Source organism: Fictibacillus enclensis (genome assembly GCF_001457035.1).
In the GTDB taxonomy this organism is placed as follows: Bacteria; Bacillota; Bacilli; order Bacillales; family Fictibacillaceae; genus Fictibacillus_C; species Fictibacillus_C enclensis.
The window spans coordinates 12,428-34,581 of the sequence record NZ_KQ758618.1 but is presented as its reverse complement, the minus strand read 5'-3'; the positions used below and the strand labels follow the sequence as shown (position 1 = coordinate 34,581).

The window sequence follows — 22,154 nt, the reverse complement described above, 5'->3', positions numbered from 1 at the left end:
AAATTTCTCACCTTCTGGTAAACTGGACAAAAACACACAGACAGGATGGGATAAGATGACAGCACGTAAATTGCTCATTGCTCAAAATATTGACGATTCTTATGTGGAAAAGGTACAGAAAATCATTCCCGATTGGACCATTGTGACAGGCAAGGACAAGGAGATTTGGCAAAAGGAAGCTCCTGATGCAGAGATCATTGCCGGCTGGAAAAAAGGAATGGAAGAATACACGCTAGATCGTGAAAATGCGCCCTTAAAATGGGTACAAACCTGGAGTGCCGGGGTCAACAATCTTCCGCTCGACCGCCTTTCCTCCGAGAATATTCAACTGACCAGCGCCAACGGCGTCCATGCTTTCCCTATTTCCGAAACCATTTTTGCGCTCATGCTCGGCCTCACGAGAAAAATACATACATACGTGCGCAACCAGCAATCCAAAACATGGGACCATTCCAACCTGAAGCTTGAAATCCATGGCAAAACCCTGGGCATTCTCGGAACAGGTGCCATCGGACGTGAAACAGCCAAAATTGCCAAAGCCTTTGGAATGAAGGTGCTTGGTATGCGCCATTCGGGAAAACCTGAGCAATATATTGACAGAATGTATACATCTGAAGAGCTGCACGATCTGCTTCCTGAATGTGACTATGTGGTTGTGACCCTTCCATTAACCAAGGAAACGAACCGCATGCTGGGCAAAAAAGAATTTCAGCACATGAAAAACACCGCTTTCTTCATCAATATCGGACGCGGTGACATTGTAGTGGAAGAGGATTTGATCCAGGCACTGAATACCGGAGAAATCGCCGGAGCGGGTCTTGATGTGTTTGAAAAAGAACCGCTTGACAACAACAGTCCTCTTTGGAATATGGAGAATGTCATTATCACTCCCCACACAGCAGGGTCTACCGAGTATTACGACCAGCGCGTCATCGAGGATATTTTTATTCCCAATCTGAAAGACTATCTCGACGATAAATCCCTTTCCATTAATGCCGTGGATTATAATAAAGGATATTAATAGCCCTTACAAAATGACTGTTGCTTGGGAGCAATTTTCCTGCACCTTCATTGATAAGTTGTTGTAGTGAAAGGTGCGAGATCTTCGAAAATGAAAAAAGCGAGCAGCCTGGAAGGGAAAACAACTACTTTTAAAATTACGCAAGAAGCTTTACTTAAAATCGTTCCATGTATAATCCACCGACAAAACCCCGATCGTTTTGTGTTCAAGAGGCTGGCCATCAACTGCCAGTCCCGGGTTTTTGAAGCAGACCAACTCTTTATGGTAGCCAAATTTTTGACAGACCTCCGGCCGGGCTGAATATATTCCGCACCGGTCTTTTTCCATGTCATAAAAGATGCACGTTCCGAAAAAGCGCGTCTGTTGCTCAAGTTCATTCCGTAGTTTACGAGGCATGCTTTTTACTTTCTTTCTGATTTTTTTCAACTCTGTTTCAGTTACCGCTACTGGACCGCAGCATAATCCCTTGCAGCCTTGGCATGGAAGGACGCTCATCCTTTTATTCCTCCTTCTATATAGAACAGCTGAAACATCGATCAGCCGCCAGCAAAAGAAATTTCTACATAGAGCGCCATAATCCTTCCTCCATCTGCCTCTATCCTTTTGTCCCAGCGCCTAAAATAATTCAAAAAACTCTACAAACTTCTGGGACTTTCGTGATATATTATTTGAGCAGTGCAAAATAAGGAAAGGCTGTGAATCTATGTCATTTACTGGAACTTTCAAGAAGTTACTGGCCTCATCTCTCGCCATTGGACTAGTTTCCTCTCAATTGGCTAACCCAACGTTTGCGGCAGCAAAACCTGCCAAGAAATCTGCGCCAAAAGAACCATTTAAAATATCCGCTCCATATGTGGATTTCTCCAAGGGCACAAATGTTTCTGTCACCGTTACTCCTCAAAAAGGGAACCCTGGCAAAGAAGCAGTTGTTTTCCAGCTGATGAAGGGTAAAAAAACCGTATCACAAAGAGCGGTTAAAACCGACATCAAGAAAAGCTCCGAGTTTTCAGCACACTTCAATTCCAAAAATCCATCCTACTGGGTCCAGGTTTCTGTCGTAAAGAATTACAACGGCGATACCAGCAATTTTGGCAAGAACCTCGCAACACCAGTTTCCACATCACCTACCAATCTTCGTATCATGGAAACTACCGATATTCATACAAATCTTGTAGCCTATGATTATTATAAAGCTGCACCTTCCGATGTTCTTGGAATTTCCAAGACAGCCACACTTGTAAAGCAAGCACGCAAAGAAGTAAAAAACAGTGTCCTCGTAGACAATGGGGACTTGATTCAGGGAACACCGCTTGGAACATATAAAGCCAAAATCGATCCTCTTAAAAAAGGCGAGATCCACCCCGTCTATAAAGCGATGAATCAGATGGGCTATGACATGGCTACATTCGGAAACCACGAATTCAACTATGGATTGGACTACTTGCAGAATGCGATTAAAGGCGCCAACTTCCCTTACATTAACGCCAACGTCTTTAAACTTGACAAAGATGACAACCCTTACAACAATAAGAACAAATTCACGCCCTATAAAATTGTAAAGAAAAAAGTAGTTGACCAGAACGGCAAGAAAAGCACGCTAAAAATCGGTTACCTCGGTCTTGTAACACCGCAAATCATGGATTGGGACAAAAACAATCTTGAAGGAAAAGTAATGACACGGGGAATCATTGAAACTGCAAAACGCTTTGTTCCGCAAATGAAAAGAGAGGGTGCCGATATCATTATCGCCATGACGCACTCAGGGTTCAATGGAGATACCAAGAACCAGGAAGATGTCATCTACTCACTGAGCAAAGTGAAGGAAATTGACGCTATTACCTTCTCACATACACATAAAGTGTTCCCTGCAGCGGACGAAAAGTCGCTCGATCCATTGTTTAAAGACGCACAAGGAAACGTTCTTCCTGGTGTCGACAATGCAAAAGGAACCATCAATGGTGTACCGGCTGTTCAAGCTGGTTACGGCGGAAGCAACCTGGGGATCATTGACCTCAACCTTCAAAAAGTAAAAAACAAGTGGAAGGTTTACAACACGCAATCCTCCACAAAGGCCATCTACGATAAAGCGACCGGCTACAAAGCACCAGAAGATGCTAAAATCGTGAATGCTGTCAAAAAAGACGTTGATGCAACCATTAAGTATGTGAATACACCGATCGGCAAAACAACCGACGATATTTACAGCTACTTTGCGCTGGTGAAGGATGACCCATCCGTTCAGGTCGTCACCAATGCCCAAAAATGGTACGTAGAAAACTATATCAAAACCAACAAACCGCAATACAAAGATTTACCGGTTCTATCTGTTGGCGCTCCATTTAAAGCAGGACGTAATGGCGTCGACGAATACACAGAAATCAAAAAAGGTGACCTGACCATCCGCAGTGCAGCAGATCTGTATTTGTATGACAACACATTAAAAGCCATAAAGATCAAAGGATCAGATGTAAAAGAATGGCTTGAGATGTCCGCTGGGAAATTCAATACCATTGATCCGATGAAATCAGGGGAACAAAAGCTGTTAAATGACAACTTCCCTGTATACAACTTTGATGTTATTGATGGTGTAACCTATCAAATCGATGTAACAAAGCCTGCCCGCTATGATGTCAAAGGCGCAAAGGTTTCGGATTCCAACCGTATTAATAACCTTGAATACAACGGACAGCCGATTGATCCGGATCAGGACTTTATCGTTGTCACCAATAATTACCGTGCCTCTGGCGGCGGAAACTTCCCGGGCATCAAAGGTGCCGAATATGTCGTGGATTCCGCAGATGAAAACCGTCAGATCCTGATGGACTATATCACGGACCAGAAGGAAATCACTCCAACAGCCGATAACAACTGGTCCATCGTACCCATCCAGGGAGATGCTGAGGTCACCTTCACTTCTTCACCAAATGGTGCACAATACTTAACACCTGAAAGCAAAATCTCCTACACAGGAAAAACGGATGATAAAGGCTTCGGAATCTACAAGTATGACCTGAAAGGCAGCGCGCCAGAAGACTTTACCTTATCCCTCATGCATACAAATGATACACACGCTCATCTTGATAATGTGGCAAAACGCATTACAGCTATCAAAAATGTGCGTGCCCAAAAGCCAAGCTCTTTGCTGATTGATGCGGGAGACGTGTTTTCCGGGACCCTTTACTTTAACGAATTCAAGGGACTAGCAGACCTTGATTTTATGAATCTCGCAAAATATGATGTGATGACATTCGGCAACCATGAATTTGATCTGGGCGCAAGTCCGGATGGCCACAAAGCATTATCCGACTTTATCCAAAAGGCCAACTTCCCGTTCGTCAGTGCAAATGTTGATTTTTCAAAAGACAGCCTGTTTGACGGACTGCAATCCAATGATATTTCCTCTTCTCCAAAGAACGGAAATATCTACACCGGCATTGTAAAAGAAGTGGATGGAGAAAAAGTGGGGATATTCGGATTAACGACTGAAGAAACAAAGGATATCTCCAGCCCTGAAGCGGTAGTATTCAAAAACTATAAAGATGAAGCAGAAAAAGCGGTAAAATCATTCGAAGACCGCGGCATTAACAAAATCGTTGCTGTAACCCACATCGGGTATGACGATAATCCTGCGTATGATAATGACCTAGAGCTTGCCAAACAGGTCGATGGCATTGATGTTATTGTTGGCGGACACAGCCATACCGAGCTTGATCAGCCTGTAGTGGTATCTGCAGACGAAAACGGAAAAGACAAAGATCCAACCGTTATCGTTCAAGCCTACCAATACAGCGACTTCCTAGGTACACTTGACGTTGATTTCGACGAGAACGGAAAAGTAGTAAAGGAAGATGGCAAACTAATTAAAGTGGCTGACCAGCAGGAAGACCCTGCGGCGGCAGATCTTCTGAAAAAGTATTCTTCAAAAATTGATGATCTAAAGAATACATCAACGGGTGCAACGGCGGTTAAAGCATTGGAAAATCCCCGTTCATCGACTGGCGGTCCAAGCGTCCGCAGCAACGAGACACCGCTTGGCAACCTGATTACAGACGCAATGCTTGATAAAGCTAAGCAGTTTAATTCAAAAACCGTCATTGCCCTCCAAAATGGAGGCGGAATCCGCTCTGAAATCAATGCAGGTGACATTACCCTTGGCGAAGTGCTGACCACTCTTCCTTTCGGCAACACACTGGCTACGATAAATCTGACCGGAGCAGAAATCCTGCAGGCGCTTGAGCACAGTGTAGACCAAGTACCAAATGAAAGTGGTGCGTTCCTGCACATGTCTGGTATGAAAGTTAAGTTTGACAGCTCAAAGCCAGCCGGAGAGCGTATCATATCTGCCGAAGTAGAAGAATCGCCTGGTCAATTTACTGCTCTTGATCCATCAAAGGACTATGTTGTAGCAACCAATGCTTTTACAGCCAAAGGCGGCGACAACTATCAGGTGTTCAAAAAGGCGTATGAAGATGGCCGTGTAACCGATCTTGGTTTTTCTGACTGGGAAAACCTTCGAGACTATGTCGCAAAACTAAAAACGGTAGATCCAAAAGATGAAGACCGCATTGTTGATGTAGCAAAACCATAAGCAATAAAAGAAAGTCCACAATTCCCGTGGACTTTTTTTAGTGTTTTCCTTAGTGGCCAGGGGTATGTTTTCAGATGCTTTTTGAATTGAAAAAGACTGCCAAACGGCAGCCTTTTTTTGTTATTTATTATTGTTTGATCCAGCCTTTCACAGCCATCTTGTCTTTGTCCTTGCCTTCGACATAGAACCAGTTGTTCCACTTTTTCGTTGCGGTTACGGTCTGAGGTGTAAGGTTCGTATCGGTTTTCTTGGAATCAAGCGGCAACAAATACAGCGGTGTGGCGTCCGGTTTCAGAACAATTTTCTGATTGACCGCTGCCGGATTAAATTCAGTAATTTTGCTGTCCTTTTTAATCCATAAATCATAACTAAATTTCGTCTTTACCGCGTAGTAGCTGCCGTATGACTTGATGGCTTTTACTTCACCCGGATAAAGGTTGCTTGTGGATTTCTTGGTTGATATCGGCGAATAGTAGAGCGGTGTACTCTCCTTTACCAGGAAGTTCTTTGGCTTTGTATGGAAATCGTTCACGGTTCCTGATACATAATTGTCCTTTAGGATCCACTTTTTGCCGTAATCCTTCGTATTGATTCTAAAATAGTTCCCTTTCGTTCCGATGACGGTCAGCTTTTGTGCTTTAAGCTTTGTACTCGTTTTGTAAGCTGAACCCGGGCGATCGTAAAGATTAAACGGCGCAAAAGTTGTTATAACTTTGCTTGTTTTTGTAAACTTCTTTTCCCACAGCTTTTTCCCTTCATTAGCCACAAACAATGCGGCTTTACGGTTGCGCTTCCATTCTTCATTAATGACCGAAACCGGAGGATTGGTTGCGCCGACATGATAGCTCAGCTCAGGGGTAAAGGCCGGTCGTCCATATTGGGTAATGAACCAATCCTTATAGCCCCCTCCCTTCTTGCTGTCATTCGGTTTTACCAAAGGATAGCCTGTCATGGACGAAAAGGTTTTCGCCATCGCATAATCGCGGTTATAATTTTCCTTTTTATTCAGGTAGTGCCAATACAGAATACGCCCTGATGTATGATAAGAAATGGTGACTTCAGGATCCACATAGGAGGTGAAATTATAGAGCAGCTTCACTTCCGGTGCTTCGAGCGGTTTTGTTCCTTTGTACATTTGATAAGAAGGACTAGGTGCTTCGCTTCGTGGAATCTCATTCCAGCCTGCTGGATATTGGCGGTTCAAGTCAATGCCTTGCGCATTGGCTTTCCATCTTTTGAAATTGGTGCTGCCCTTGTTCATTTTAATCAACCCGCTGTGGGCCGATTTTGGAAACTCTTTAAGACCTGACTGCTGAAGAGTGACTCCGTCAGGATTCACCATCGGTACGATCCAGATCGACACATCATTTAATAGACTGCGAACATTATAGCCCTGATAGGTGGTGTTTTTCTTATACGCATCCGCGTAGGCATCTACCATTTCCATCGCAATGTTCGTTGTAATCCATTCCCTGGCATGATGAGAAGCATTATAGAAGACGGTGGCATCCCCTTTTCCGAGTTTAATTGCCCAGACCGTCCTTCCATATTTGGTTGTGCCAAGCGCACGATACTGGACCAGATCCGGATACGCTTTTGCCAATTGCTTCATATCGGTAGTCATCTCCGAGTATGTATACGTCTGAATAGGGTCAACATAACTGGCTGCCGATGCAGACGGTGTAAAGCTGAATGCAGACAAACTGACAACAACAGCCAGTACTAGAGACCATATCGTTTTTTTCATGCTTTTCCCCCCTAAGATTCGTCATTTCTCCCTAACTCTCTAATTATACGTGTATAACCTTCTTTCAGAACATAAGAATATTTGCGTATCTTTTTGTTAAATAAAGGTCACGGGTTTGATTAAATGACGCATGCCCCCTGTTTCACTCTACTCTTCCGCCTAGTAAAAAATACACATTTTCTGTAAGATTACTAGGTTCTTTTGCTTAAAAACAGAGCACGAGCTTTCCTGATATAGAAGAAATTGTATAATAAAAGAAAAACAGTTTAAGAAAGGAATGAATGATGAAAAAAGTTCTCAGTTTTCTCGTTTTAGGTATCTTGTTGTTTAGTGTGTTTACACCCGCTTATGCCAGTTCCATACCCTCTCACCAAAAGAAACTGCTCAATAAGGTTTATAAAGAAAAGAAAGCCAAACAAATCGTTTTTGTTACAGCAGATAAAGCAGATGAATTTACAGGCAAAATTACAGCGTATGAATATGTGAAGAAAAAATGGGTCAAGAAATATTCCATGCCGGCCGTAATCGGCAAAAATGGAATCAGCCCTGCCAAAAAAGAAGGTGATGGCAAATCTCCTGCCGGTATCTATGATATTGGGCGAAGCTTTGGAACCGTCAAAAAGCCTTCAGGAATCACCCTCAAGTACACGAAAACCGATCAGTACGACTATTGGGTGGACGATGTAACGTCCAAGGATTATAACAAATGGATCGTTTACAAAGGAGACCCTAACAAACGATGGAAGTCATTTGAGAGAATGCAGCTGGAGCCTCTGTACCATTATGGTGCCGTTATTGAATACAATATGGATCCTATCGTCAAAGGTGACGGAAGCGCCATTTTCTTTCATGTATGGAGAGCCTCCGACAAACCAACAGCAGGCTGTACGGCTACTTCCAAAGAAAACGTGCTACAGCTGCTTCGATGGATGGATCCCTCAAAAAAACCGGTATTTATCCAGGGGACTGAAAAGCAGATGAAGGAAATGTACTGATAAACCGTCAGGAAGCTATAAAAAACCTGGTATCTATATAAGACAAAAAGCCTGGGGGCAATTTCTATGATGAAGTGGGTACTTGTGTTTGTTCTGTTAATTGGCGGCATTGGATACTTCGGCTATAAAGCTCTTGTAACCTACGGAGCCAACAAGCTGGTGAATGAAGTTTCAACACAAATCGTGGACAACAAGGATATCGACAAATTGATGGATGATCCCGCCATTGAACAATACGTGGAAGATGGCAAAGATCTTGATTCGCTTGCAGAGGAAAAGGACCTCCCGTTTCACACCAAGGAGAAAGCGATGAAAACGGTGATTAACAAGGTAGGTCTGGATCAGTTAAAAGAGATGAAAAATAAAGCACTGGATGGCGTCTCCCAAGATGAAAGACGTGAAATGGAAGCAACATTAGAGGCGAAGCTGTCCGCCAAAGAAATGAAAGCCCTGAAATTGGTGGCTCTAAAAGAGATTAAGAAAAGGCAGTCCCAATAGTGATAATAAAAAGGTGCAGTACACCCTTTTATTTTTCTTCTTTGTTCCTGTGCTGTCTATCGCTCATTTCATCTGAACGTTTGGATACAAACAACAGACTCATGATAAAGACAGTCAGGATGGATCCGACAAAGCATCCAGCGATAAACATGAGCATCATTGACCCTCCAATACCATCTTTTCTAAAGTTTTCGTCCTCAAAAGGAAACTTTAGGGTTGATTGGCCAAGCTATACCCTTTTATCATAGAACATCTCCCATTAATAAGCTGTCGAAGCCTATGGGACCGTTCACTGAAAATCACGACAAGAAAAAGCAAATCCCGCAAAAAACTCCCGGCCTTATAGTGAACTGTCAGCAACAGTAAACCGTTCATTCCCGGGAGTTTTTTTACTTTCCTGTAAACAGGTCGGCCAAATCGTCAGCCCACAACTGCTCACCCTTTTTTGTTGGCTGATGATTCTCTGTATTCACATACATCTTCAGCTCTTCTGATTCCTGATCCGGCCAGGCAGACCAGTGATCGATATATGCCATTCCCTTTTCATTTGCATATCGCTTTAGCTGGTTCACCTGATCAAGATAAAAGCGGGGCTTATAAATCGGATTGGGCGGCTGAAGTAAAACAACGGTTTCAGGATTTGCTCTTTTTACATCAGCCAGCAGGATATCCAGACTTGCCAGGGTATCCCTTATGTTAATTTTTCCGTTGTCATTGAGCAAGAAAGGCTCAATCAACAGCACATCCAGACGTTGGTCCAGCAACGGCTGATACTTTTTATCTTTAATGACCGTAATGGACCATTCATTTTTAAACCCTTTTGATAAAAACTCTATGTGTTCTTTGCCATACGCCGCTTGCAGTTTCTGCTGAAAAAGTGTACCCCAGCTATCTTCCCCCGAGGTGGTTTCTGAGCCGATCGCTCCCACCTTCACGGTTTCTGCAGCCTTCCATCTTTCCGCAATGACCTCTTGAGCATTTTCCGGAAGATTCTTGGTCAGTGCACTGACACCAGGCATTGTGCTACTCTCTTTCCTTTCCTTACTGGCTGCGCGTTGATCCTCCAGATCCTTTTTCGCAGCCTCTGCTTTATCTTCCAGCTTCAGTTTGTATTGGATATTTCCGTACCCGAGACTTCCCAGGCAAATAATAAAAATCAAAACATATAATACTTTTTTCTTTTTCATAACAAGCCACCGCCTTCTTTTTCTCACTGATAGTATCGGCTGATGGCGGCTGATCATGAACCCTTATTATGGGTTACTTCTGAAATACCGTCTGTATAACAGGAAAGCAATAAGAATGCCCACCGTTCCCCCGCCAGCATCAATCATCACATCTTCCACGTGTGGAGAACGCCCAGAAGTGAAATGCTGATGAATTTCATCAGACGCGGCATAGGCGACAGTTAGAACAAAGGAAAACAATGCCGTTTTTCCTTTTGAGAAATAAAAACGGAGAACCCTGAATAGCAGAAATCCAAGCAAGAAATACACAGAGAAATGAGCACATTTGCGGATAAAAAACTCTACAAATCCAGCAGCTCCCAACGCTTCTATACTTACTTCGCTGCCCGCATACTGAAAAGATACCGAAGAAAAAATACTGGCTATCTTTTCATGATTCAAAAATTGAGAGAGGGTCGGCCTCATATCCTGTTGTTTATAAGGAGTGGCTGACGAATAAAAGATTCCGCCAGCGACAAGCAGGACTGGCAGCCAATACCATATGAACCGTTTCATCCAAACACCAGACTTTCTATAGAATTCTTTTTCAATTCTACTATTAACGCAAGGTACTTTGTATTATTTTTATGTTGGAATCGCTTTCATTTTGATATAGCGTTTTGCTGCTCATCATTAAGGTTAAATATAAACACAAATGCGTGGCAAATAGACGAGAAATTAAAAACACAGACTCCCGAATAGGAATATATACGAGGCTGTGTTACACTGTCACGATAAATCAACGATAGAAGGAGGATCCCCATATGTGGCAGCCGTTAATTATCTTTCTGATGCAGTTATCCCTTCTCCCCATCGTGACTCTCCGGACCATACTTCTTGTTAAAGGAGAAACGCGAAAGGCCAGTGTAATTGGAGTAGTAGAAGCAGCGATCAATGTACTCTCACTCGGTATCGTGTTTCAAGATATGTCGAACATTTGGAACATTATCGCTTATGCGATCGGCTTTGGAGCTGGCCTTATGCTTGGCGGTGTGCTGGAAAATAAATTAGCCATCGGTTATGTAACCCATCAAATAAATTTGCTGGATCGTTCTGAGAAACTGGTAAACCGGCTTCGTGCAGAAGGGTTTGGTGTAACGGTGTATCAAGGCGAAGGGCGAGAAGACAATGCCCGGTTCCGGATTGACGTACTTTCGAAGCGCAGCAGGGAGAAGGAACTTCTGCAAATTGTTAATGAACTGGCGCCAAAAGCCTTTCTTGTCTCCTTTGAGATTCGAAGCTTTAAAGGCGGATATTTAACAAAAAGCATGAAAAAGAAGCAAAGATAAAAAAGAGACACAGCCTGCCAATGGGACAGGTGGTGTCTCTTTTTAGTGAGCCGGTTTCTTTTTTTGAAAGGAAACAACTGTGCTTGCAGAGGAATAGTTGACCGGCTTGGCATCAGGAACAGGCTGTTCGTCTGCTGACTTACTTTTCATGTTCACAAAACCAGATACATTGGTCAGAACGCCCATCGAAAACATCAAAACAAGAAGCGAAGATCCTCCATAACTCAAGAAAGGCAGCGGAACACCGGTTACCGGCAAAAGTCCTGTAGCCGCTCCTAAATTTATGAAGGATTGTACACCAATCATGCTTGAAATCCCAAAGGCAAGAAGGCGGCCGAACGTATCCTTGCTTCTTAAGCCAATAATAAACCCTCTGATCACAAGATAAAATAAACCGGTGAGGGCAACCAGTACACCTGCAAACCCAAACTCTTCGGAGACATTTGCGATAATAAAATCCGTTTGCCCCTCTGGCAAATACCCATATTTCGTTATCCCATTGCCAAGGCCAACGCCATCCATCCCACCCGCAGAAATGGCGACATACGAATTGATCAGCTGATATCCTTCTTTCTGATGCTCAAAAGGCGCATATGCTCCTTTAAAACGGGAGATTTGTTCATCACTCGCAACAAACATAAAGAATACCGTCATTAAGAGGATGGAAGATAAGGAAAGAAACAGCAGATGCCGAAAACGCAATTTTGCACAAATCAGGATGCATGCGGCGATTGAAACCAGAATCAGCATGGACCCAAAATCTGGCTGCATGAGAATAAGGCAAGCAATGAAAGCGACTACAACCAACGGTGGCGCAACTGCCCGGTTAAAGTCGGAGATATACGACTGTTTTTTTGCAAGAGCAGAAGACAGATAAATAATAATGGCCAATTTGGCCACTTCAGCCGGCTGCAGGTTGAAACCGCCAAGGCTGATCCAAGACTGAGCATTATTTACCACTTTTCCTAGTAAGAACACCAGAACCAGCAAAGAGGTGGTTACCAGAATCAGCGGTTTGGTCAGCTTCATATAGGCTTTATAAGGAAAAATTAATGCAAAGCAAAATACGAGCATACCCGCGAGTATAAAAATCAACTGACGTTTAAAAAAATAGTCCGCTTCAAGATCATAATGAAAAGCTATCCAATAACTGCTGCTGTAGATCATGACTAGGCCGAATACACCAAGTCCAATCGTGGCAATAACCAAACTGTAATCTACATTTCTTAATAGTTTTTTTAGCATAATCTATCACCCGATTATATTCTACTATATATTGGAACCACAAGGGTGTAAAAGTTTGCGACAAAATCTTTTGTATGAAACAAAAAAAGACAGCGTTCGGCGCTGTCTTTTACCTTACTATCTTTAAATATTATCTGCATAATTTAAAGAGGATATTCCATGTTTCAGGTCCTACAACGCCATCCATCTGCAGACCAAACTTCTTTTGGAACTTTTCCACTGCCATTTTTGTTTTTGAACCAAACATGCCGTCAATCGAAACATCTATGTTTGCTTCGCTCAGTCGGGCCTGGATTCGTTTCACACCCACACCTTTATCTCCTTATTTGATGAGATGGCCCGGATACGGAAAGAGATCCACAGCACGGTCCATGTTTTCTTGCCAACGATGCCATCAATGGTAAGTGCGGAACGGGCGAACAACTTCTTATTTGTGCGAGCTTTCAGCATGCGCGCCAAGGGGCACCACTCCCTGCATCGCCAAAGTTCCAGCTGCCGTTAAGCAAACAAAGGTTTTCTTCAAATTCAATTCATCGACCTCCCATTTTTTATCTTAAAATAGTGTTTCACCTACCAGTTACCTAACAGCAGGACAGCGAAATCTATTAATAACAAAACAGTAAAAAAATACCCACTAATTCCTTTTTAAATAGAAACTTTACTTTTTCGTAACATGCAGGAGTCTGTAAAGAGTTGAAGAATGTTATAACCATAACATTATGGGGGTGCGATTGTTGAACAAAGATACCTTTGAACTCTTTCTGGTAGAGGCTGCAACCGAGAACAAACGTCAACGGGCAGTATACACTGTCTCCTCTGTGCAGGAAGCGTATGACAAGTTTATGACCGAACTGAAGGCCAATCCGGAAGCCAACCAAAAATTAAAATCACTCACAATTAAAAGCGGTACTGTGTCGTACGATATCTTCAGATAAAAACGAAGAGAAGGCCTTAGAAGGCTTTCTCTTCGTTTTCTTTAAGTATTGTTTATAAAGAACCGCCATTTCTTTTATTTTCGATTTATTTGTATGTATGAAATGTGACACAGCTTTCTTGTCCCAACTTTTTTCACCCTGGGGAAAATGCCTGGACAGAACAGACACCATTTATCTCGGGAAAGAGAAAGACGAGATTCATTTACCTGAAGGCTGCAGCCCTTTGCATTGGGAAAAAGCAGCGTTAAGTAAATTCCGTTAAAGTAAAAGTTTTTCAACGCTCTGTCTTTTCCATTAAACCAGTACTCATTAATCTCTTCCTCTGCGCCACACTCTTTAATCTATGGTCTTGATTTTGGCTTATTTTCCGTTTGAGCAACCGGAAAACAACAGAAGCACCACGATTATGAACAAAAGTCGAATTGTCTTCTTCTCAATCTGCTCCCTCCTTGATATATGTACAATGCCTCGTATAAAGATACTATGCATTCCCAGTTGGTTTCGACAAACAAAAGAAAACGGTGCAAAAGCACCGTGGGACCTTAAACACTTGTTTTCAGTTTTCTTGCGGTTTGGGAATAACATAGCATACTTTCCATGGTCCAGCCATTCATTCCCTGCCAGCTTCCTGATAATTTCAAGGAGCCATCTGAAAGACGTTCAGGAAACAGTCTGCCTTCACCGCTCCGCAGTTCATTTTTAGTATTCACGTGATGGTACGTAAAATGCAGTTCTCCGTGCTGGTTTACCATACCAACAAACCTGCCGCATTGGATTTCCTCCCCTGTATAAGTGGCACGTACAATCAACCCTTCCTGAATGCAGGTGAAAAAAATAGGTGAATCCGCATTGTGTACCGGCACAGACACAAACTTTTTATTGTGATAGGTAGCCATTGGTTTACACGCCTCTCCTTTTATTCACAGGCTTGTAGTACTTATTTTTATGCAACTATACGGAATTATGGCTAAAAAAAATAGAAATCCGTTACATTTTCTAACCGTAAATTTTATTGATAAACCTCTTATGCTTAGATTATGACACTTCTAGAAAAATCCTTGTCAGATTATCGTGCAGTTATTGTCTACTTCTATTTTCTTATCGCCTGTACTTATGTGTATCCGCCATTCCATAGAAATAAACGACATAAGCCAGCATATTTCCCGGAAAATAATCGACATCATGTTTTTGTGGCACTTTTACAAGAACTGCACCGGCTTGTTGGATCTTGAGCAGCCATTGCAGCTTCCTTTCTGTTGTCCAAATTTGATTTTGTTAATGGGCTTACGATTATCTTGAGGCTTACGCCCTGAACAATTACATCCCTTTTTCATCACAACTGTCACCTCCTGCTACTAATCTATTCAGTTTTCACTCCCCTGCTTGTACATGAACAGCACAAAAAACCCTTGCTGTCTAAACAACAAGGGCAATCGGAATTTATTATTACATTTTGGCTAGATCGTTCCAATAATGGCACAGCACACGCAGACCCTTATCAAAGTTCTCTAAATGAAAATGCTCATTTGGTGCATGGAAATTTTCACTCGGCAGGCCGAACCCCATTAAGACAACCGGCAAATTAAACAGTTGTGTAAAAGTCGCTACAATTGGAATGGAACCTCCACTTCTGATATAGGTTGTTTTGACATCATACACTTGTTCATAAGCAGCTCCGGCGGCTTGGACATAAGGATGATCAATCGGTGTTAAAAAAGGATAGCCCTGGTCAAATGGTGTTAATTCCACGTCCACACCGGCAGGAAGGTGTTGAATGATATGCTGCTTGAGCAGCTCCACTATTTTTGAAGGATCCTGATTGGGCACCAGGCGGCACGAGATCTTTGCATGTGCAGAGGAAGGCAATACGGTTTTCAGACCGCCGCCTTGATATCCGCCATAGATGCCATTCACTTCAAGAGTCGGCCGTGTCCAGGTCTGCTCAAGGTAGGAATATCCTTTCTCTCCAGCCAGTTCATTGACCCCAAGTTCCTGTTTTACACCCTCCTCATTAAACGCCAGTGAGGCAAATTCCTCTTTCTCCTGTTCGGTAGCTGCTAAAACATCGTCATAAAAGCCATTCACAAGAATGTGACCGTCCTCGCTGCGGAAGGAATCCACAATTTGCACAAGGGCATGTATTGGATTTTGTACTCCCCCGCCATAAAGTCCGGAATGGATGTCGCCTTTCGGTCCCCTGACATCGATTTGAAGTCCGCATAAGCCCCTTAGCCCGTAAGTGATCGATGGTTTTCCTTTTTCAATCATTCCTGTATCAGAGACAACCACAAGGTCAGCCTCCAACAGATCTTTATGTGCTTCTGCAAACGCAGGAAGATTCGGGCTTCCCATTTCTTCTTCTCCTTCAATACAGAACTTGAAGTTAAGCGGCAATGTGCCTGTCGTTTTAAGAATAGCCTCCAGTGCTTTCAAATGCATAAAGGTCTGTCCTTTGTCGTCACTCGCTCCACGGGCATAAATCTTTTCATCACGAATTTCCGCAGAAAAAGGGGGGCTGTTCCAGAGTTCCACAGGATCTACCGGCTGTACATCATAATGGCCATAAATCAGCACAGTTGGCTTGCCTTCCGCTTTCATCCAATCTCCATAGACGACCGGGTGCCCTTTCGTTTCATAGACTTTAACGTTATCCATTTCCAATCTCTTTAAGGACTCGGCCATCCATTCTGCCGCTTTTTCAATGTCAGCTTTATGTTCGGGCAGGGTGGAAATACTCGGGATCGCCAAAAAATCTTTTAATTGGCTCAAATGGGTATCTCTGTTGTTCACCAGGTAATCTTCTATTTTTTGATTCATGTTATGTACTTCCTTTCCTTTATTAATGGTCTTCCTGTATCATTTTGATCAGCCGTTTGGGTGCTGTTCGGCAATAAGCTTCATAGATAAGACCTCTAATTTCTTCCCAATTTATTTCTTCCGAATTGTAAATCGAGGTCCAGCCATGATGACCAATATAGGCCGGCCTGAAGAACCGCTCCTCCTGCAAAAGGATTTCCTGTGTTTCAGGCAGTGTCTTTATCGCCAGGGAGGTTCCGTGTTCGTTCTCTCCCATAATGATAAAAGGTTTTTCCCTCACCCTGAACGAAGTATGACCAAAGCCATCGATGTGCTCCACTGTTTCTGGAAATAGAGTACAGATTTCACGAACGTTTTCGAGCATTCTCAGTCCTGATTCTGATTGAACCTTTTTATGGACAGACATTTTATTTTTCCTCCAATGAAAGATCTATTCCAAATGTTGTCTTCAATCCTGTTATCCCAGCTTCCGTAATTTTCACCGCTCGACTCTGTGGAACCCGCTGCATCCACCCGAGCTCCAAAAGCCGTTCCAACAGAGCATTTCCTAATGATCCAGCCAGATGATGGCGCCGTTCACTCCAATCCAGGCACCGGTAAGAGAAGGATCGGCGCTTCTTTCTTATCCTTTCGAGCTCAATACCCATTTCACCAAAAAAACGAACACCTTCTTCCGGTACCATGAAATTCTCTTTTTCTTCTTCAAGAAATCCAGCTTTAAGCAACGCATCTGTCAGCTGAACGCCAACATTTCCAGCAAGGTGGTCATAGCACGTTCTCGCATAGCGAATTGCCTTATCCTGAGAGGACTGTTTTAACGATTTTATTTTTACAGGCGGCGCTATAAAAAGCAGTGATTCCATCACCTTTGCGACCTCTTCATTAAGGATACCGTAATAACGGTGCCGCCCTTGCTTTTCTAGTGCAATCACACCAGCCTCTTGCATTTTAGACAGGTGAAAGCTGGCGGTCTGTGGTTTTATACCTGCCCTATGCGCTAGTTCACTGGCTGTATGAAACCTTCCATCCATCAAGACGGTCAGCATGGCAGCACGCGACGATTCACTTACGATCGATGCGATTTCCGCCACATTGGATTGTGCCAATTGATCATCTCCTCCTTTTGCATCCATACTTCGATGAACATCGAAAAATTCCTGCACTACAATAAATACAAATAAAGAAAAGGGGCAGAACCTATGAAAAATATCCAAACAATTACACCAAAAATCCTCTACTACGGTACACCGGTCATCCTCCTTACCACCTTAAATGAAGACCACACCACCAATATCAGCCCGATCTCATCGTCATGGGCGCTTGGAAATAGTATTGTTTTAGGAATTGGACTTGGCGGAAAAGCCTTTGAAAATCTGAAACGCACTCCTGAATGTGTGTTAAACATTCCTGATGCTTCGCTCTGGAAGCAAGTCGAGATGCTAGCTCCTTATACGGGAACTGATCCAGTCCCAGACTTTAAACAGAACTTAGGGTTTACCTACAAAAAAGACAAATTTGCGGTTGCTGGCTTCTCATCGTTTTCATCCATCAGCGTTAAACCTGATCGAATTCCGGAATGTCCCTTGCAGATTGAAGCTAAAGTAATGCATATTCGTATCCCGGAATATTCACCATTCTTTGCTGTCGTAGAGACGGAATCCGTTCATGTTCATGCCCATTCAAACATAGTAAAAGGAGAAAACCATGTCGATCCTGCCAAATGGAATCCATTAATCTATAATTTCCGGCACTACTATGGCCTTGCAGAAGAGCTTGGCAAAACGTATCGTTCAGAAACATAACCTAGCGGAAGTTTAACAGAACACCCGATAGAAGGAATTTTTGCAGGAGCAGGCACAATCCCCAGCCACCGACACCAAGTACAACTGATAATAAAAACGGGAGCGAATGCTTTAAAGAAAGGGCTACAATAAAAATTAAAACAATAGTGCTCGGCAGTCCATAAAGCACGCCATATAAAAACTGGCTTAAGTGGTCACCCCGCTCGCCCTGTGTGTAGAGCCAAAAAAGACTGAGCAGGCTGACAAGCGGCAAGGCGGCAAGGATTCCTCCAAAACGGGGTGAATGTTTGGCTAATGCCGTAATGACACCAATGACGAGAGCGGAAACGGTAATTTTAACGATCGTATACATTCCTGGCCTCCTCTCTCAGTTTCTGAAAAACAGCCATTACACTCTGCTGTTCCTCCTTGCTTAAGCGATCCAGTACTTTTTTCAGTTTTTGTTCATCTAATTCAGAGTTTCGTTTGAGTACTTCTTCCCCCGCTTCTGTCAGTTTTACATATACCGTTCTTTTATCTTCGGGTGATCGTTCCTTTTGGAGATATCCTTTTTCCATCAGCCGCTTTACATGCTCAGAGGCAGAGTGGTGTGTAACCCCAAGCACTTCTGCAAGATCGGCGACGGAAGCTTTTGTCTTCTTTTTAACCGCCTGCATGCAGCGCACGTTCTGGTGGGTCAATTTTTCCTCGTGTCTGTAATGGAGAAAATAATACAAATCCGTCCAGCATTTATTTAAAAACTCAACATTCATTTTGTTCACCTCATTTTATATCGTACAATACGATATAAAATCTTGCAAGAAAGAGGCGCTTTATAGCCCCTCTTTTTTAGATAGCAGCTGCTTTTTTGGCTGCATTTTTTATTCCCTTGTTCAATGGTCCTGTGACTTTAGTAAAGCAGTAGATTCCGAGCATGCCAGATACAAGATAGGCAAGCGCCATTCCCCATGAGGGAACAAAAGAACCGATCGTGATTCCGGCTGCACCAAGAATTTTCGCCACCTGGAAGGTTAGTCCCTGTACCGCCATATACGAGCTCCGCGCATCATCATTCACGATATCAGCCATAATCGATTGTTTAACCGGCACATACATGAGTTCACCGATGGTTGCGATGAAAATGCAAACCACCAGCAGGATGGCAGAGTTGCTGTATCCAAGTACCGCATAGCCTGCGGTGTACATCCAAAATCCTGTATAGATCACTTTATGGTCAGAATACTTTCGCATCCATCTGGTAACTAATATGGTACCTGAAACGACGAGCACGGTGTTGAATGTCCGAAGCCAGCTGATCATTCGTAACCCGTCAAGGTGATACGTGAACATATCGCCCAGCGATACACTGTGTGATACAAACTCTTCTTCCAGCCGGACAGAGATATAATTACCCATTTGGAACTCAATACCTACGATCAGGGTTGAAGCGATACAGAACCATAAAAACAATCGATCCTTCATGACTGTTTGATAATTTGCTGCCATGTCCTTAAATACATTGATTTTTTCAGTGACAGTAACTGTCTGGGTGAAAGACTCCTTCATTACATAAGCAACAAGATATAGTGTGATGATGCTTACCGCCGTGATAGCGATAAACAGTTCGAAACGGTGGGACTTGAACAGAACACCGCCGACAATGGAACCGAGCGCGATCGACAGGTTCACTGCCCAATAATTGATGCTGTACATCAATTTTCGATTTTCCTTTGTACTTACGTCAATCAGCATCGCTTCAGCTGCCGGGTTCATCAACCCGGAGCTGATACTTTGGATGAGCATCATAAACGAGGTAACCCAAGCGGAATCAAACCATGGTGAATTGGCCACTGTCATAAACAAAAAGGCAATGACAGTGAACAGCTGTCCAATCACCATCACATTTTTCCGTCCTGCCCGGTCCGACACATATCCGCCGTAAAACCCTACCAGGATCGAGACGAACACATTGATCAGCAGGATAATTCCTGCAAGCGCCTGGCCAAGCTTATCCGAGAGGTAGATCGCCATGAACGGAAAGATCATCGTCCCTACCACTCGGGCCATAAACGAAGTAATGATTCTGATTTTAATATTCGGATGCAAATTCTTAAACATGCATTTCCCTCCTTTTACCAATCCCTTTATCTGCTGTTTATTTTCCTCTAGTAAAAGGCCCAGAAAAAGTGTAAAATTCAAAAAAGAATTTCACCTTTTAGGGAGGGAGCCAGCATGGAAATCCTCGATTACTACATTACCCTTCATCTTCAGCACCCCGAGCATAAAGATGATCAACCCGCAGAAGTCACTGTCAGCCAGCTGGGATCCTTGTTTTATTGCACAAAACGAAACGTGAATCTGCTGTTAAAACGGATGGGCGAAGAAAGATGGCTCACTTGGGTTCCAGGTAAAGGACGGGGCAACCGATCCAAGGTGCATTTTCATTACGATCTGGAGGAAGCCGCAGCAGCTTATTTTTCAAAACTTCTCGCAAAAAACCAGATTGCAGAAGCAGCGGAGTTTATTAAACGTCCCCTTATGCCGGAATATCTCGCTCAAAAACTGCAGATGCAAATGCAGAACAACTTTGGCCTTCAGGTGAAGCAAACCGTATCCAGTTCCGTGGATTTGCTTAAAATCCCGATGAGGCGGCCTCTCGCTGCCCTGGATCCTGCCTTTTCCTACACAGCAGCCGAAGCCCACTTTGTCCGTCAGATCTTTGATACACTGATCAACTACAATTCGGTCACCGAAACTTTCGAACCTCACCTTGCCCATCACTGGGAAGTAAATTCAGAATATACGGAGTGGACGTTCTTCTTGCGAAAAAGCGTGAGGTTTCACCATGGCAGAAACCTCAACTCACAGGATGTCAAATACTCACTGGAACGATTAAAGGACCCGGATGTTCAATCACCGTTTCGCCACCTTTTTTCCGAGCTTCAATCGATTGAAGCTTTTCATGAATACGGAATTAAGATGAGATTAAAACGGCCAAATGCGTTCTTTCTTCATTATCTCAGTTCCTTCAACGCGGCCATCCTTCCTCAAGACGTCCCTATCATGACAGGGAGAGAACTGATTGGAACAGGCCCATTTAATGTGACCGAATATAACGATCGCGTATTTGTACTTGAAGCCTTTGATAACCATTTTAATGGCCGGCCGCTCCTAGATCGTGTTGAGCTTTGGTTTGTGGAACTTAATCCTGACCGGATTATCGATTATGAACTGCCTGGAAGTGGAACAACCAAGAACCGGCATATGAAAGTAAACAATACGGGCTCTCGCTACCTCGTCTTTAACTTCCAAAGGGAAGGACCGCATCATGACCTTTATTTCCGCCAGGCAATTGCTGAGCTGATTGACCCCAACCAGCTCATTTCTGAACTCGGCGGACGCCGGGGGTGTCCGGCCAGCAGCTTCTGGCCAGAACGCAGTGAGCGATCATCATTTCCCCCCTCCTCAATCGCGCGCGCCCGTTCGATATTGAAGAAAAGCTCATACAATGGAGAAGTGCTTACGTTTAAGTATTTGGATTACACGAGTGAAGGACTTCGAGAGGCGGAGTGGATTCAAAATCGGTTTCGCGAGGTTGGAATTCACCTTAATCTGTCCCCCTATTCGCTCTTGGATACCGAGCAGCATGATGGAGAAATGATCTCCAAGGGGGAAGTGCTCGAACGGGATGCCCAATATGGCTTTCTTTCCTTTTTGAAAGGGGAACGAAGCATGCGGTCCCTCTTAACTCAGCAGCAAACCGAGGTGCTTGATCGCTACTTGGGGGAGTTTTTACAAGAAGGGGACTATGAAAAACGGGAAGAGATCATTGACAGCATTGAAACGTATTTTTATGAACAAAAGATACTTCTTCACCTGTATCATATCGCAAAAGAATGGAACTATCCTGCTTTGCTGAAGGGTGTCCGGCTGAACGACTTCGGCTGGACCGATTTCAGAAAGCTGTGGGTGAAGCCTGAGATTAGCAAAACAAAATGAAAAAAAGACCAAC

The 22,154-nt window shown here is 43.5% G+C and carries 23 protein-coding genes; 8 read left to right on the top strand and 15 right to left on the bottom strand.

The genetic code is table 11. The annotated features are described in order from the left end of the window. Positions 1-55: 55 nt before the first annotated feature. A complete protein-coding gene (locus tag AS030_RS10655; protein WP_061971777.1) occupies positions 56-1,021 on the top strand; it encodes a D-2-hydroxyacid dehydrogenase in 966 nt (321 codons plus the stop codon). A gap of 150 nt (positions 1,022-1,171) precedes the next feature. Here AS030_RS10655 and AS030_RS10650 read toward each other — a convergent pair whose 3' ends face one another. Further along, positions 1,172-1,516 (bottom strand): YkgJ family cysteine cluster protein, encoded by a 345-nt coding sequence (locus tag AS030_RS10650; protein WP_061971775.1) that lies wholly within the window; start codon positions 1,514-1,516, stop codon positions 1,172-1,174. A gap of 208 nt (positions 1,517-1,724) precedes the next feature. Here AS030_RS10650 and AS030_RS10645 point away from each other — a divergent pair, with 208 nt between their 5' ends. Beyond that, the gene (locus AS030_RS10645; protein WP_061971773.1) at positions 1,725-5,609 is read left to right on the top strand and encodes a bifunctional 2',3'-cyclic-nucleotide 2'-phosphodiesterase/3'-nucleotidase; all 3,885 of its coding nucleotides are present in this window, start codon (positions 1,725-1,727) and stop codon (positions 5,607-5,609) included. A 127-nt stretch (positions 5,610-5,736) separates the two neighbouring features. Here AS030_RS10645 and AS030_RS10640 read toward each other — a convergent pair whose 3' ends face one another. Then, a complete protein-coding gene (locus tag AS030_RS10640) occupies positions 5,737-7,356 on the bottom strand; it encodes a M14 family metallopeptidase (RefSeq protein WP_061971771.1) in 1,620 nt (539 codons plus the stop codon). Positions 7,357-7,637: 281 nt separating this feature from the next. Here AS030_RS10640 and AS030_RS10635 point away from each other — a divergent pair, with 281 nt between their 5' ends. Beyond that, positions 7,638-8,351, top strand: coding sequence for a L,D-transpeptidase family protein (locus AS030_RS10635; protein WP_240482316.1), 714 nt, complete (start codon positions 7,638-7,640; stop codon positions 8,349-8,351). A gap of 66 nt (positions 8,352-8,417) precedes the next feature. Next, positions 8,418-8,849, top strand: a complete 432-nt coding sequence (locus AS030_RS10630; RefSeq protein ID WP_061971769.1) for a hypothetical protein — start codon at positions 8,418-8,420, stop codon at positions 8,847-8,849. 28 nt (positions 8,850-8,877) lie between these two features. On the opposite strand, the gene AS030_RS24280 is transcribed toward AS030_RS10630, so the two are convergent. The 3 genes from AS030_RS24280 to AS030_RS10620 all read right to left on the bottom strand — a co-directional run bounded on the left by AS030_RS24280 (position 8,878) and on the right by AS030_RS10620 (position 10,591). Beyond that, a complete protein-coding gene (locus AS030_RS24280; RefSeq protein ID WP_240482315.1) occupies positions 8,878-9,009 on the bottom strand; it encodes a DUF3789 domain-containing protein in 132 nt (43 codons plus the stop codon). Between the two features lie 229 nt (positions 9,010-9,238). Continuing rightward, entirely contained in the window at positions 9,239-10,036 is a 798-nt protein-coding gene (locus AS030_RS10625; protein ID WP_061971767.1) for an SGNH/GDSL hydrolase family protein, read from the bottom strand. A 66-nt stretch (positions 10,037-10,102) separates the two neighbouring features. Then, entirely contained in the window at positions 10,103-10,591 is a 489-nt protein-coding gene (locus AS030_RS10620) for a VanZ family protein (protein ID WP_061971765.1), read from the bottom strand. A gap of 248 nt (positions 10,592-10,839) precedes the next feature. Between AS030_RS10620 and AS030_RS10615 the strand changes: the two genes are divergently transcribed. After that, a complete protein-coding gene (locus tag AS030_RS10615) occupies positions 10,840-11,364 on the top strand; it encodes a DUF2179 domain-containing protein (protein WP_061971763.1) in 525 nt (174 codons plus the stop codon). 42 nt (positions 11,365-11,406) lie between these two features. Here the strand turns inward: AS030_RS10615 and AS030_RS10610 are convergent, their stop codons facing one another. The 3 genes from AS030_RS10610 to AS030_RS23580 all read right to left on the bottom strand — a co-directional run bounded on the left by AS030_RS10610 (position 11,407) and on the right by AS030_RS23580 (position 13,068). After that, a complete protein-coding gene (locus AS030_RS10610) occupies positions 11,407-12,609 on the bottom strand; it encodes an FtsW/RodA/SpoVE family cell cycle protein (RefSeq protein ID WP_074440542.1) in 1,203 nt (400 codons plus the stop codon). A gap of 130 nt (positions 12,610-12,739) precedes the next feature. After that, positions 12,740-12,919, bottom strand: coding sequence for a peptidoglycan-binding domain-containing protein (locus AS030_RS10605; RefSeq protein WP_061971761.1), 180 nt, complete (start codon positions 12,917-12,919; stop codon positions 12,740-12,742). After that, positions 12,910-13,068 (bottom strand): hypothetical protein, encoded by a 159-nt coding sequence (locus tag AS030_RS23580; RefSeq protein WP_156412567.1) that lies wholly within the window; start codon positions 13,066-13,068, stop codon positions 12,910-12,912. The genes AS030_RS10605 and AS030_RS23580 overlap by 10 nt, the downstream gene beginning before the upstream one ends. 275 nt (positions 13,069-13,343) lie before the next feature. Here AS030_RS23580 and AS030_RS10600 point away from each other — a divergent pair, with 275 nt between their 5' ends. After that, complete coding sequence (locus AS030_RS10600) at positions 13,344-13,544, top strand: hypothetical protein (RefSeq protein WP_061971759.1); 201 nt, start codon at positions 13,344-13,346, stop codon at positions 13,542-13,544. 542 nt (positions 13,545-14,086) lie between these two features. On the opposite strand, the gene AS030_RS10595 is transcribed toward AS030_RS10600, so the two are convergent. The 4 genes from AS030_RS10595 to AS030_RS10580 all read right to left on the bottom strand — a co-directional run bounded on the left by AS030_RS10595 (position 14,087) and on the right by AS030_RS10580 (position 17,467). Continuing rightward, on the bottom strand, positions 14,087-14,440 hold the full coding sequence (locus tag AS030_RS10595) for an avidin-fold protein (protein ID WP_061971757.1): 354 nt from the start codon (positions 14,438-14,440) through the stop codon (positions 14,087-14,089). 550 nt (positions 14,441-14,990) lie between these two features. After that, complete coding sequence (locus tag AS030_RS10590) at positions 14,991-16,361, bottom strand: dipeptidase (protein ID WP_061971755.1); 1,371 nt, start codon at positions 16,359-16,361, stop codon at positions 14,991-14,993. Between the two features lie 22 nt (positions 16,362-16,383). After that, the gene (locus AS030_RS10585) at positions 16,384-16,767 is read right to left on the bottom strand and encodes an MmcQ/YjbR family DNA-binding protein (protein ID WP_061971753.1); all 384 of its coding nucleotides are present in this window, start codon (positions 16,765-16,767) and stop codon (positions 16,384-16,386) included. Between the two features lies 1 nt (position 16,768). Continuing rightward, entirely contained in the window at positions 16,769-17,467 is a 699-nt protein-coding gene (locus tag AS030_RS10580; RefSeq protein ID WP_276203854.1) for an ArsR/SmtB family transcription factor, read from the bottom strand. A gap of 93 nt (positions 17,468-17,560) precedes the next feature. On the opposite strand from AS030_RS10580, the gene AS030_RS10575 reads away from it, so the two are divergent. Further along, entirely contained in the window at positions 17,561-18,163 is a 603-nt protein-coding gene (locus tag AS030_RS10575; RefSeq protein WP_061971751.1) for a flavin reductase family protein, read from the top strand. A gap of 1 nt (position 18,164) precedes the next feature. Here the strand turns inward: AS030_RS10575 and AS030_RS10570 are convergent, their stop codons facing one another. The 3 genes from AS030_RS10570 to AS030_RS10560 form a co-directional block, all read right to left on the bottom strand. Beyond that, positions 18,165-18,515 carry a DUF3147 family protein gene (locus tag AS030_RS10570; protein ID WP_061971749.1) on the bottom strand — a complete coding sequence of 117 codons (351 nt, stop codon included), beginning with the start codon at positions 18,513-18,515 and terminating at the stop codon, positions 18,165-18,167. Beyond that, entirely contained in the window at positions 18,499-18,915 is a 417-nt protein-coding gene (locus AS030_RS10565) for a MarR family winged helix-turn-helix transcriptional regulator (protein ID WP_061971747.1), read from the bottom strand. The genes AS030_RS10570 and AS030_RS10565 overlap by 17 nt, the downstream gene beginning before the upstream one ends. 76 nt (positions 18,916-18,991) lie before the next feature. Then, positions 18,992-20,260 carry an MDR family MFS transporter gene (locus tag AS030_RS10560; RefSeq protein WP_061971745.1) on the bottom strand — a complete coding sequence of 423 codons (1,269 nt, stop codon included), beginning with the start codon at positions 20,258-20,260 and terminating at the stop codon, positions 18,992-18,994. Positions 20,261-20,374: 114 nt separating this feature from the next. Between AS030_RS10560 and AS030_RS10555 the strand changes: the two genes are divergently transcribed. Further along, entirely contained in the window at positions 20,375-22,141 is a 1,767-nt protein-coding gene (locus tag AS030_RS10555) for an ABC transporter substrate-binding protein (protein WP_061971743.1), read from the top strand. Positions 22,142-22,154 lie beyond the last annotated feature (13 nt).